Annotated in this window: 7 protein-coding genes; 2 read left to right on the top strand and 5 right to left on the bottom strand. The window is 62.6% G+C overall.

Features of this window, described 5'->3' with window-relative positions; all coding sequences use genetic code 11:
- Positions 1 to 36: 36 nt before the first annotated feature.
- A complete protein-coding gene (locus L4X63_RS00945; RefSeq protein WP_250676715.1) occupies positions 37 to 252 on the top strand; it encodes a hypothetical protein in 216 nt (71 codons plus the stop codon).
- Positions 253 to 355: 103 nt separating this feature from the next.
- Here the strand turns inward: L4X63_RS00945 and L4X63_RS00940 are convergent, their stop codons facing one another.
- From L4X63_RS00940 to L4X63_RS00920, 5 genes are all read right to left on the bottom strand, one after another.
- Positions 356 to 3,247, bottom strand: coding sequence for an ATP-binding protein (locus L4X63_RS00940; protein ID WP_250677863.1), 2,892 nt, complete (start codon positions 3,245 to 3,247; stop codon positions 356 to 358).
- A gap of 98 nt (positions 3,248 to 3,345) precedes the next feature.
- Positions 3,346 to 5,070 (bottom strand): acyl-CoA carboxylase subunit beta, encoded by a 1,725-nt coding sequence (locus tag L4X63_RS00935; RefSeq protein WP_250676714.1) that lies wholly within the window; start codon positions 5,068 to 5,070, stop codon positions 3,346 to 3,348.
- Between the two features lie 649 nt (positions 5,071 to 5,719).
- The gene (locus L4X63_RS00930) at positions 5,720 to 7,000 is read right to left on the bottom strand and encodes a (Fe-S)-binding protein (RefSeq protein WP_250676713.1); all 1,281 of its coding nucleotides are present in this window, start codon (positions 6,998 to 7,000) and stop codon (positions 5,720 to 5,722) included.
- An 85-nt stretch (positions 7,001 to 7,085) separates the two neighbouring features.
- A complete protein-coding gene (locus L4X63_RS00925; RefSeq protein WP_250676712.1) occupies positions 7,086 to 8,468 on the bottom strand; it encodes an FAD-binding oxidoreductase in 1,383 nt (460 codons plus the stop codon).
- Between the two features lie 82 nt (positions 8,469 to 8,550).
- Complete coding sequence (locus L4X63_RS00920; RefSeq protein WP_250676711.1) at positions 8,551 to 9,846, bottom strand: nickel-dependent lactate racemase family protein; 1,296 nt, start codon at positions 9,844 to 9,846, stop codon at positions 8,551 to 8,553.
- A 202-nt stretch (positions 9,847 to 10,048) separates the two neighbouring features.
- On the opposite strand from L4X63_RS00920, the gene L4X63_RS00915 reads away from it, so the two are divergent.
- A complete protein-coding gene (locus L4X63_RS00915; RefSeq protein WP_250676710.1) occupies positions 10,049 to 12,091 on the top strand; it encodes a sodium-translocating pyrophosphatase in 2,043 nt (680 codons plus the stop codon).
- Positions 12,092 to 12,288 lie beyond the last annotated feature (197 nt).

The raw sequence follows: 12,288 nt of genomic DNA, 5'->3' as shown, positions 1-12,288 counted from the left end.
GCGTTCTAGTCTCGGAAGGCTAAAAGGAGAAAAAGCATGCAATGCCCCGTCTGCAAAAACCATGAAAACGAAACCACCGACCTCCGGTCCGGTCAGTTCATCGAAGGTCTGATCGAGTGCCACATCTGCGGCACGGTCTGGTCGGTCAATCGCGGTCAGATGGCCATCGTCAAGGATCCCATGGCCGATTCTTTCATGGAGGCTCTGTCCGCTTCGGTGGAAGGGGACAACTACTGCTTTGCCGCGGCCTGACGAGGCGCGCTAAAAAAAGACCCCGGCTGGCCGGGGTCGGTTACCAGAGGGCTCCGGATGATGACATCCGGAGCCCTTTTTGCGTCTGATGCCCTGGGGGACTCTAGAGGACGGCCTTCAGGTACTCGGCGGTGATGGCGCGGCGCTCCTTCTCCACTGCGGTGGCATCCACCTCGACGAACTTCTCGTCCGGGGAGACCTTGAAGAGCGGCTGCCCCTTGGAGACGATGGTCCCGTCGGTGCCGGTCATCAGGATCTTCTCGATGGTACCGGAGAAGGGTGCGTAGACCTTGTTGAACATCTTCATGACCTCGATGATGTACAAAGGCTGCCCCTTGTCGAAGTGCATCCCCTCGTAAACGAACGGCGGCATCCCCGGAGCTTCCTGGCCGTAGTACATCCCGCCGCAGACGGCGACGATCTCGTCGGCCTTGGTGGCCGGCGGCGGAACCAGGACCTTCTTCATGCGGGCCTGCAGCTCCGGATCGTGGAGGTACTCGGGGATGGTGATCTCGAGGTCTTTCTCGACCTTGAGATCCCAGAAGCGGGTCTGCTGGCCGATCATGAAGAGCATGCCGAGCATCTCGAGGCCTGCCTCGTAGCCGAAGTGGGCGCTTCTGATCTGCTGCCAGGTCTCGGCGTCGAAGCCTCCCTGCGGCTCCTCCTTCTGGAGGATTTCGTGGAGGGTGTGGTACTCGTCGCGGGCCAGGCCGAACTTCTCGCGGATGGTGCGGGAGAAACGGAGCGCCTGCTGCAGGAGTTCGTTGTCGTGCCCCCAGATGATCTCGGCGGCCGGCTTGTGCGGACGGTGGTTCATGTGGAGGTATTCGTAGGTCTCGTTGAGGACCCCCACCGGGTTACGGAGCCAGACCACCTTGCCGTTGTCGATCCGGAAGTTCTTGGTGTTCATGGAGAGCCAGCCGGAGAGGAGATGCGGGTCGCCCAAGAGTCTCTCGATCGGGCGGGTGATCAGGGTCCCTTTCCGGTCGAGCAGGGTGGAGATGTTCTTCGCTTCCTTGGCGCCGGTCTCCGGGTCGCTCGCGTAGAGGTCGGTGATCAGCTTCTGGTAGTGCCTCTTCATCTGCAGGAAGGCGTAGACCGGGTCGATCTTGTTGGCCACTTCCTTGAGGGTCCCGACCAGGGTGAGGTAAGGGACCACGAAGCGGGTGGTCGGCTTGGCCATCACGTTTCTGCCGAGGAACCAGTTGACCAGACCGTAGTGGAATTCGAGGTTGGTGGCCAGGTCGCTCCCCCTGAGGGTGGTGGCACGCAGCACTTCCGACATCTTCTCGTAGCTGTCGAGGCGGTCGTTACCCTTGGTGAGCAGGAGCGCGATGTTGGAGTCGTAGGCGCCGGCCACCTTGTACTTCATGAAGAGGTTGGTGTCCGGGTTGACCATGCTGATCCCCTGGTCGTCGCGGATCTCGCCGTCGATCGGCTTGGACCAGTAACGGATCATGCCGCCCGCGTGCGGGGAGAGGGAGGCGTCGGTGGCGTTCAGACGGGCCTCGACGGCGGCGTTGAAGCGGACGAAACGCTGCGGCTTGGGAACCCGCTTCTTGTGGCGGGCCAAAAGGGCCATCGCCTCGACCAGGCTCTCCACCACGAAGAAGTCGTTCTCGTCCTCGGGGTTCGCGAACTTGAGCGCGTAGCAGAGCTCGGTGACGCGGTGCTCCACCTGGATCCTGGTGTTCACTTCCATGAAGTAGTGGCGGTCGCGGTCCACGATGCACTCGAAGGTGGAGGCGGAGTCGAGGCCGACGGCCTTGCCGAAGCGCTCGGACTCTTCCTCCATCCTTTTGAGGACGCCGAGGTCGCTCTCGAGTGCCTTCACCTCGGCGGTGCGGCCGGCGGTCTTGGCGGCCTCGATGGCGGCCAGGAGTCCTTCCTGGGTGACGGAGACCTCGAGGAGCTTCTGCTCGTGCATCTGCAGGGAGCAGTCGCGGCCGCCCAAGGCGATGCACCACTCGCCGTTACCGAGGAGCTGGATCTCGTTGTGGCGGGTCTGCTCGATGTTGAGCTCGACCAGCACGTTCTTGTTGTCGCCGATGCCGTTGGCTTTTACCTCGTTGAGGATCTCGCGCACGAGGGCCGGGGCCTCGGCCGCCTCCTTGGCGATCATCGCGTCGGTGGCGTTTTTCTCGTTCAGAAGGGAAGCGCCCAAAAGCCGCTGCCCTTTGCCGCCGCCGCCGCCGATCGCCTTCAGACGGACGCGGCTCTGCGGGAACTTCTTCAGCATCCCGGTCACTTCCTCCTGCACCTGGGCGCAGAGCTCCTCGATGGAGAAGAGGTCGATCCCCTTGGCGTAGGATGCGTAGAGGACCAGGTCGGCCAGGTCTTCGAGGGAGTCAGCCTTCTTGACCGCCTCCTGGTCGCACTCGAGAGCGTGGGACTTGATCAGGGCCAGCAGCTTGTCGCGGCTCGGGTGCTTCTTGACCAGGGTCTTGGCGGTGACGTTGTCGATACCCGGGGTGACCGAGACGTTCACCGACAGCGCGGTCCTCTTCGCCTCGTCCTTCTTGCCGGCGCCGGCCTGGGTGGCGGCGCAGGGGCCGATGAACTTCAGCCCCGCCTGCTCGATGGCGCCGACGAACTCGTCGTCCTCGGCCATGAAGCCGTAGCCGGCGAAGATGGAGTCGTAGCCGTTATCGAGCGCGATCTGGATGATCTGGTGGATACGCTCGACGCGCTCCTCCTTGGAGGCGCCGGTGTAGTCGGGCACCCGGTGCACGCGGGTCGAATCGGTCAATTTCCTGAGCTCGGGGGCCAGGGCGTTGGCATAGACGATGGAGTCCTTCTCGGAGAGGAGGATGCCGTAGTGGGTGATTCCCATCTCCTGGTAGACGTCCATGGCCTCCATGCGGATCGGGCCACGACAGACGATCAAAGGCTTGAGGTCTTCGCTGGAGAACGAGCGGACCCAGGCGGAGGTGGACTTGGAAAGCCGCCGGTCGCGGTGGACCAGCGGGTTATTGGCGTAGTTATCGTGTGACATCGGCTTCCTCTCGACGTTTAATAGACGCAGCGGGCGCTCCTGGTGGCCGAAGCCCTTCTGTTCGCCAGCGGTCCCCATTCCGATATTAAGAGTAGTCATTAGTGGAACTCCCTCTGGACGGCCTGCATCGGCCCCGGTTTGTAGTGGCGCAGGAAGAAGTTGAGGTTTTCGCCCAGCACTTTCCTGAGGTCGGTCGGCATGACGAGCGAGGAGATGGAGCCGAGCGAGAGCGCCTCTTTCGGGTTCATGAGCTCCTTCTCGTAGCGGCTGTTGAGAACGGCCTCCTCGGCCCTCAACCAGTCGGCAGCTTCCTTCTCGGCGTCGGCCTTGGCGGCATCCGGCTTCACGCCGGCGTCGATCCGCTCCTGGGTGCCGCGCTTGACGCGCTCGACCACTTCGGTCCTGATCTTCCTGAGCTCGTTCTTGTAGACGAACTCCTTACCGGCCGGGCCCATGACGGCGAGGCGGGTGGTGGGGAGGGCAAGGACCAGGTCGGCGCCGGTCGGGTAGTTGTTGTAGGAGGCGTAGGCGCCGCCGTAGGCGTTTCTCAGGATGAGGAGGATCCTCGGGGTGCGGATGTCGACGATGGAGTCGAGCATGGCGCGGCCGGCCTGGACGATGCCGCGTGCCTCCTGCTCGCGCCCCGGGAGGAAGCCGGTGGTGTCTTCCATGAAAATTATCGGAATGTTGTAGATGTTGCAGAAGCGGTTGAAGCGGGCGATCTTGTAGGCGGCGTCGCAGTCGATCTGGCCGGAGTCCACCGCGGAGTTGTTGGCCACGAAACCGACCACGTTGCCGCCGAGGCGGCCGAAGGCGGTGACGACGTTACGGGCGCGGGTCGGCTGGATCTCGAAGTAGTCGCCGTGGTCGCAGATCTGCTGGATGATGATGGAGACGTCGAACGGGGTGTTGAAGCCGGTCGGGGAGTTGAATGCCTTCTTCAAGAGGGTGTTGATCTCCCAGGTCTTGCGGTCCAGGGGGTCGCTGGTGGCCTGGAACGGAGCCAGCACCGAGTTGTTGTCCGGGATGTAGCTGAGGAGTTGGATCGCGAGGCGCAGCGCCCCGACCTCGTCCTCGGCGGTCAGGTCGGCGACGCCGGTCTGGCTGTGGACGTTGGGTCCGCCCAGTTCCTCGGGGGTGACGTCCTCGCCGAGCACGCTTTTCACGACCCCCGGGCCGGTCAGGCCGAAGAAGGTGTCCTTGGGCTGGATGACGAAGCTCCCCTGGCGCGGGAGGTAGGAACCGCCGCCTGCGTTGAAGCCGAACATGCACATGATGGAGGGGACCACGCCGCTGATCTTCCTGAGCGCGGTGAAGACTTCGGCGTAGCCGTCGAGACCGCCGACCCCGGCGGGGACGAAGGCGCCGGCCGAGTCGTTCATGCCGATGACCGGGATACCCTTCTCGCCGGCCATGTACATGAGCCTCGCGAGCTTGTTGCCGTTGGTGGCGTCCATGGAGCCGGCGCGCACGGTGAAGTCGTGGCCGTAGATGGCGACGTCGCGGCCCTGGACGTTCAGGATGCCGGTGACCAGCGAGGCGCCGTCAAGATTCTTGCCCCAGTTCTGGAACAGGATGTTCGGCTCTTCCTCGGTGAGGACGCGGATCCTCTCCCAGACGGTCATACGCTTCTTGAAGTGCTGTTTCTCGATCTGGTCGATGCTGACCGACTTGATGGGGCGCTGGATAAGGTCGTGACCTTCCTTCATCGCCTCCTCGTAGCCGCCCGTGGCGCGCGATATCTCGCCCGGGATGTTGAACTCGACCTTTTCTGCCTTCTCGAAGGGGTTCTTCAGGGTGGGCTTGATCATTTTAATGGACATTGCGGGTATCCTTCCGATGGGTGGGATTTTCCATCTGCTGCTTAAAAGTGGTCATGGTGGTTTGCCTTCCTCCGTTTTGGTAGTTAAAACAAAAAAGCGGTTCACGTAAGCGAAATCGGAGCCCCCAGAGGGCAGTCTTGGTCCATTTGCAGTCACCGTTTCACCTGGCTTTTGGCGGGATGCCCCGCCAAATCAACAGGTTGGGTGGCGTAGTCGTTGGCCTGGCCCATTTTGAGTGAGCTGTTTTATTCGGGACACTGTTTCATCCCGGAGGCCGTCAGAGAGACTGGTGCTACGATGCATTGTGCTGCGCGAAGCCAGGAAGGGTAGCCGTTGCGGTGAGACAATCGGTGTTGAAGCCGGTAGATAAGACCCCTGACTCGGTGTTCTGAGCGGCAGTTTTTTCTATAACATTCCAAATAACAGTCACTTGCGCTGTTCAGTGCCGCCGGCATCGCTTTTTGAGCCAGTGGTATGCGCAAAAATAGAACACGATTTTCGGGGAAAGTGAACGTAAAAGTAAATAAGGTTTTGCTCGGGAAAAGTCAATAAGAAAAACGGCGTATACGGAAGAAAATTCGGCGGAACAGGTAGTTGCGGCGGGGAAGTTTGGCGGGAGTGAAAAAAAGGCGCTGCGGGGGAAACCCCGTCAGCGCCCCAGTTTTCTGGCGAGAAGTTCCACGGTATGGAGAACCTTTGTTTTATCACCTTTCTGCTTGAGACCGTCGGAGAGCTGCATGATGCAGCCGGGGCAGCCGGTGACCACGCAGTCGGCGCCGGTGGCCTGGATGGCGGCGGTCTTGGATGCGTTGATGTCAAGGGAGCTTTCGTAGTGGTAGACGTTGAAGGTGCCGCCCAGCCCGCAGCAGCGGTCGGCCCCTTCCATCTCGGCGATCTCGATGCCGGGAGTGGCTTTCAGCATGGTGCGCGGCTGCTTGGTGATGCCGGCCGTCCGGTGATGGCAGGGATCGTGGTAGGTGATCTTGAGCGATTCCCCCTCGCCGGTCACCGACGGGTCGAGGCCGAGCTTCTGGAGAAGGACGGTGGCGTCCATGGTCTTGTCCGCCAAAGCCTGCAGGCGCGCTTTAAGCTCCGGGTTCCTTTTCCCGATTACCAGCGGGTAGAGTTTGTGGAGGGCTCCCCCGCAGGTGGCGCAGGCGGTCATCACGTAGTCCGCCTGGTGGCGCTCCATGGCGGCCAGGTTTCTTTCCGCGAGCTCGCGGACGGTTTCGAGGTCGCCCCCGGACATGCCGGGAAGGCCGCAGCACTGCTGGTCATGCGGGATGATGACGGTGCAGCCCAGGTGCTTGAAGAGGGCGAGGGTGGCCTCGCCGATGCCGGTGTAGACGAAGTTGGTCATGCAGCCGACGAAGAAGACGATGCGCGGCTTGCCGGGTTCACCCTCGATGACCTCCGGGTGGCGGGTCATGAAGGGGTGGCGGGCGATCTCGGGGATGTGGCGTGTCCCCCCCAGGAAGGGGATCGGGAAACGGAGCCTTAAGCCCGAGGTGGCCGGGACCTTGCGGAAGAAGAGCGGACCGAGGATGGCAGAGGCGAGCGCCCCCATCTTCATGAGCTTTCTGTTCTTGATGACCTGGCCGACCGCCTTGTGGAAGGTGGTGAGGCCGCGCCGCTGGGCGAGCGCCTCGCGGGCGGCGATGACGATCTCGTCGGTGGGGACCTGGTTCGGGCACTTCTCCACGCAGGAGCCGCACAAAAGACACTTGGACATGGCAGCGTAAGTGCCGTCGTCGAGCGGCATGTCGCCGCGGGCCACGTGCTGGGCGAGGGCGACCTTGCCGCGGGCGGTGGCGGGCTCGCGCTGGAAGGTGGCGAAGGCCGGGCAGTGGGCACGGCAGGCGCCGCATTTTACGCATTTCTTGAGTTCGCTTTGCACCCGCTCGAGCGGGTCGTTCTGCTTTTTGGACATCTCTTTTCTCTTTCCTTCTCTCTGACCTATGACGTCCGACCCCATCAGACCGATCGGTCGGATCCGGCTGACCGGTCCGATTTGACTAGTCGAGTGGCAGCATCTTCCCCGGGTTGAGGATGTTCTTGGGGTCGAGCGCCCTTTTGATGGCCTTCATGGCGGCGACCTGGTCGGCCGAGAGCTCCATCGGGATGAAGGGCTGCTTGGCGAGCCCGACGCCGTGCTCTCCCGACATGGTGCCGCCCAGGTCGAGGGCCGCCTGGAAGACCTCCTTGATCGCCTCGTGCGCCTTCTCCAGTTGTCCGGGGACCGACTTGTCGATCATGATGTTCACGTGGATGTTGCCGTCGCCCGCGTGACCGAAGTTGACGATCGGGATCTCGTAGCGGGTCTGGATCTGCTCGATCTTCCGGATGACGTCGGGGACCTTGCTCCTCGGGACCACGATGTCCTCGTTGAACTTGTCCGGGTTCACGTCGCGCAGAGACGGAGAAACCAGCCGGCGCACCCGCCAGAGTTCCTCGCTCTCGGCGGCGTCCTTGGCCACCCGGAACTGCACGAGCCCAAGCGGCTTGATCAGGTCGTGGATCTGGTTGGCCTGCTTCTCGATCAGGTCCGGGTCGCCGTCCACCTCGATGAGGAGCACCGCGCGCCCTTCCTCGGGGATGCCGAGGTTGAAGCGCCGCTCAACGCAGGTCAGGGTTGCATGGTCCATGAACTCCAGGGTGGTCGGGATGATTTTCCCTTTAATAATAGTGGAGACCGCCCGGGCCGCGCCGTCGATGGAGTCGAAGATGGTCAGCATGGTCTTCTTGGAAGCCGGGTAGGGGAGGAGTTTGAAGATGATCTTGGTGATCACCCCCAGCGTCCCTTCCGAGCCGCACAGCAGCTTGGTGAGGTCGTAGCCGACCACCCCTTTCACGGTCTCGCCGCCGGTGCGGATGATCTCGCCGGTCGGGAGCACCACCTCGAGTCCCATCACGAAGTCCTTGGTGACGCCGTACTTGACGGCGCGGGGGCCGCCGGCACACTCGGCGACGTTCCCGCCGACGGTGGAGAATTTCAAGGAGGCGGGATCGGGGGGATAGAAGAGGCCGAGCTTTTCGACCGCCATCTGGAAGGCCTCGGTCACCACGCCGGGCTCGACCTCGGCGACCAGGTTGTCGGTGTCGATCCTCAGGATGCGGTTCATCCGGGTGGTTACCAGCACCACGCCGCCCCCTTTGGGCAACGCCCCGCCGGTGAAGCCGCTTCCTGCCCCGCGGGGGAAGACCGGGAACCCTTCCTTGTTGGCGAGCTTGAGGATGCGGGATACCTCTTCCGGATCGGCCGGATGCACCACGCAGTCGGGAAGGAATTCCATCTGGGTGGCGTCGTAGCCGTAGCAGACCAACTCCTGCGCGCCGGTAGCGAAATTGCCGGCGCCCACTATCTCTTTCAGTTCATCGAGGATGCGTTTTTCGAGCATCGATTCCCTTTCTCTATTTAAATAATATGTAGGTCGCGTTGCGGGACGAAACGCGACGTTCTCGGTTTCAGCTCCCTCCCCTTCAAGGGGAGGGCAGGGGCGAGGATGGGGTAAGCACCGGGAGCACGATCCCCCCCTCCGGGATGAGGTACGCCCGCCAATCCTCAGGCAGAAGCGGCAGTGCCAGGGCCAGTGCGGCCTGGGCCGTCTCCGCCGGTGTCATCCCCATGGTCACCACCTCCTCGGGAGGAAGCTGCGACACGAGAAAGATCCTGAACCGCTCCGCCTTTTCCTTCACCGACCAGGCCGTCTGCCCGTTGATCTCGTAGCGCTTCCTGAGCGCCGCCTCCAATTCTCCACAGGTCGCATAGCTGAACCAGTTGAAGAAAGTGGCGTTTCCGTAGCCGTCCCGGCACTCGGCCAAAACGATCATTACCCCGCCCGGCTTCAGTGCCCGGCTCGCGTAGGTCATCGACTTGTTGGCCTGGATGACGTTGATGTCCTTGGGAAAGCCACCGCAGGAAACCACCACCAGGTCCGCCTGCTTCTCGATGGGGGCGGAAAAGGCGTCGGCGTAGAAGCGGCATCCCTCGTGGTGGGCGTCTTTCCAGTCGCCGGCGAAGACAGCGAGGATGCTCTTGTCCGGGGCGAGCACCGTGTTGAGGATGAACTCGGGGGGGCGCATGGCGCACGCTTCCATGATGGCCTCGTGAACCGGGTTCCCTTCCAGGTTGGCGGTGACCGCCTTGGGGTTGCGCCCGCTCCCTTCCGCGGGGTTCAACACGGAGAAGTGGCTTGCCATGCAGCTGCGGCGGCTGGAGACCCCGGGCAGGAAGCTCTTGCGGCCGCCGCCGAAGCCGGCGAAGTAGTGGAAGGCGACGGCTCCGGTCAGGATGAGCCGGTCGGCCTCGGCCACCCGGCGGTTCACCTCCACCGGAATCCCGTTGGAGGTTTCTCCCAGGTAAACGAGTCCGCCCGGATCGTCGCAGTCGTGGTCGATGACGGCGATGCGCCCGTAGAGCTCGCCCACGATCTTTTTATGCTCGGCGGCGGACTGTTTCCGGTGGATTCCCAGCGCAAAGACGATCTCGATGTCGCGGTCGGGGATACCGAGCCGGTTCAGCCGGGCGACCAGCAGCGGCAGGTACACCTCGCTTCCGGTCGGCCTGGTGACGTCCGAGGTGACGATGACAACCTTGTCTCCGGGATTGAAGGAGGAGAGGTGGGAAGCGCAGCTGTCCAGAGCCCATTCCACCAACTCGCGGGGGGATCCGGTCGGCTGGGGGACAGGTGGGCGAAGTACCGAAAGTACACGCTCCGGAGCTATCGAGAGCGGGAGGGTCTTCTCGCCGCATTTGAGGTCAAGCATGCGGTCCATGATACATTTTCAACCCCTGATGCGCAACTGGTTTACTGGGAAACTCGGAGCTGGCCCAAAATAGGTTGACAAATAACGGGGTTTCCGATAACAATCTCCCGTTTCTATGACCATTTTTATGCAATACAAGCGTCCCGAGCGTCCCCGGCAGTGAAGATCGCGCCTTTATTTAGAGGCATAACTAAATAGGAGGATTTTGGTAATGGAACAGTATGCAGTAGTGTTCGCCCTGGCTTGCGCTGTGGCGGCAGTCGCCTACGGCCTCATCTCGGCCCAATGGATTCTGGGACTCCCCCAGGGCAACGACCGGATGCGTCAGATCGCCGCCGCAATTCAGGAAGGTGCCGGGGCTTACATGAAGCGCCAGTACACCATCATCGCCGCCGTGGGCGTGGTGATGTTCATCGCCCTCTTTGCCACCCTGGGGTGGATGACCGCAGTCGGCTTCGCCGTCGGCGCGATCTTCTCCGGCCTCACCGGCTTCATCGGTATGTTCGTCTCGGTCCGTGCCAACGTGAGGACCACCGAGGCCGCCAAGTCCGGCATCCACAAGGCCCTCAACGTCGCCTTCAAGGGGGGCGCCATCACCGGCATGCTGGTGGTTGGTCTGGGCCTGCTCGGCGTCGCCGGTTACTACATGCTGCTCCAGAAACTCATGCCGGGCGCGCCCGCTAAGGAAGTTGTCGGCCAGCTGGTCGGCCTCGGCTTCGGTGGCTCCCTGATCTCCATCTTCGCCCGTCTGGGCGGCGGCATCTTCACCAAGGGCGCCGACGTCGGCGCCGACCTGGTCGGGAAAGTCGAAGCCGGCATCCCCGAAGACGACCCGCGTAACCCGGCCGTCATCGCCGACAACGTCGGCGACAACGTCGGCGACTGCGCCGGTATGGCCGCCGACCTCTTCGAGACCTACGCCGTTACCCTGATCGCGTCCATGCTGCTCGGCGCCATCACCTTCAGCAACTCCGCAGCCGTTAGCTATCCGCTGATCCTGGGCGGCATCTCCATCATCGCCTCCATCATCGGCACCTTCTTCGTGAAGCTGGGCGGCAGCGGGAAGATCATGGGCGCCCTCTACAAAGGCCTCATCGCTTCCGCCGTGCTGGCCTGCATCGCCTTCTACTTCGTGACCGTGCAGATGTTCCCGGACGGCCTCTCCGCCGGCGGCGCCACCATCTCCGCCACCAACCTGTTCATCTCCGCCCTGGTCGGCCTCGCGGTAACCGGTGCCATCTTCTGGATCACCGAGTACTACACCGCCACCGAGTACGGCCCGGTCAAGCACATCGCCGAAGCCTCCAAGACCGGCCACGCCACCAACATCATCGCCGGCCTCGGCGTTTCCATGAAATCCACCGCGCTGCCGGTCATCGTGATCGCCGCCGGCATCATCGTCGCTTCCAACTGCGCCGGCGTCTACGGCATTGCGATCGCCGCCGTCTCCATGCTCTCCCTGACCGGCATCGTCGTCGCCATGGACGCTTACGGCCCGATCACCGATAACGCCGGCGGCATCGCCGAAATGGCTGAGCTCGACGAGTCCGTCCGCGCCGTCACCGACCCGCTGGACGCCGTCGGCAACACCACCAAGGCCGTCACCAAAGGCTACGCCATCGGCTCCGCCGGTCTGGCCGCCATCATCCTGTTCACCTCCTACGTTCAGGAGCTGACCATCGCCGACAAGACCTTCTCGCTGTCCGACCCGTACATCATCGTCGGCCTCTTCATCGGTGGCATGCTCCCCTACTACTTCGCCGCCATGTGCATGGAAGCGGTGGGCAAGGCAGGCGGCGCGGTTGTCGACGAAGTCCGCCGCCAGTTCCGCACCATCAAAGGAATCATGGAAGGCACCGGCAAGCCGGATTACGCTGCCTGCGTCGACATCGTGACCAAGACTGCCCTCAAAGAGATGGTCATCCCGGGCCTCATCCCGATCCTGGCCCCGATCGTCGTCGGCTTCGCCCTCGGGCCCAAGGCTCTGGGTGGCGTCATCGTCGGCTCCATCGTCACCGGTATCTTCGTCGCCATCTCCATGACCACCGGCGGCGGCGCCTGGGACAACGCCAAGAAGTACATCGAGGACGGCTTCCACGGTGGCAAAGGTAGCGACGCCCACAAGGCTGCCGTTACCGGCGACACCGTCGGCGACCCGTACAAAGACACTGCCGGCCCGGCCGTCAACCCGATGATCAAAATCATCAACATCGTCTCCCTGCTCATCGTTCCGCTGCTGAACAAGATGCACTAAGACGAGGCCCTCGGGCCAAGATAGAGGCAAAAAAAGGCGCCCCGTTAACCCGGGGCGCCTTTTTCTTTTATTTCGATCATTCCCCCTCCCCTGGAGGGAGGGGGCGAGGGGGTGGGGAAAGCCGGCCGAACCGAGGACGCCGGAAACGTATGATTAAAAAAAATCAATTATAACCCTTGCCATACTCTCCCTCAGTG

Origin of the sequence: Geomonas sp. Red32, assembly GCF_023652955.1 — a bacterium.
GTDB lineage: Bacteria > Desulfobacterota > Desulfuromonadia > Geobacterales > Geobacteraceae > Geomonas.
The sequence above is the reverse complement of the archived record's forward strand: the minus strand, read 5'-3'. Positions and strand labels throughout refer to the sequence as shown.

Excerpts from the sequence above, each read along its gene's own strand:
- L4X63_RS00930 (WP_250676713.1), bottom strand. The coding sequence starts at position 7,000 with ATGTCCAAAAAGCAGAACGACCCGCTCGAGCGGGTGCAAAGCGAACTC.
- L4X63_RS00915 (WP_250676710.1), top strand. The coding sequence starts at position 10,049 with ATGGAACAGTATGCAGTAGTGTTCGCCCTGGCTTGCGCTGTGGCGGCA.
- L4X63_RS00935 (WP_250676714.1), bottom strand. The coding sequence starts at position 5,070 with ATGTCCATTAAAATGATCAAGCCCACCCTGAAGAACCCCTTCGAGAAG.
- L4X63_RS00940 (WP_250677863.1), bottom strand. The coding sequence starts at position 3,247 with ATGTCACACGATAACTACGCCAATAACCCGCTGGTCCACCGCGACCGG.
- L4X63_RS00925 (WP_250676712.1), bottom strand. The coding sequence starts at position 8,468 with ATGCTCGAAAAACGCATCCTCGATGAACTGAAAGAGATAGTGGGCGCC.
- L4X63_RS00945 (WP_250676715.1), top strand. The coding sequence starts at position 37 with ATGCAATGCCCCGTCTGCAAAAACCATGAAAACGAAACCACCGACCTC.
- L4X63_RS00920 (WP_250676711.1), bottom strand. The coding sequence starts at position 9,846 with ATGGACCGCATGCTTGACCTCAAATGCGGCGAGAAGACCCTCCCGCTC.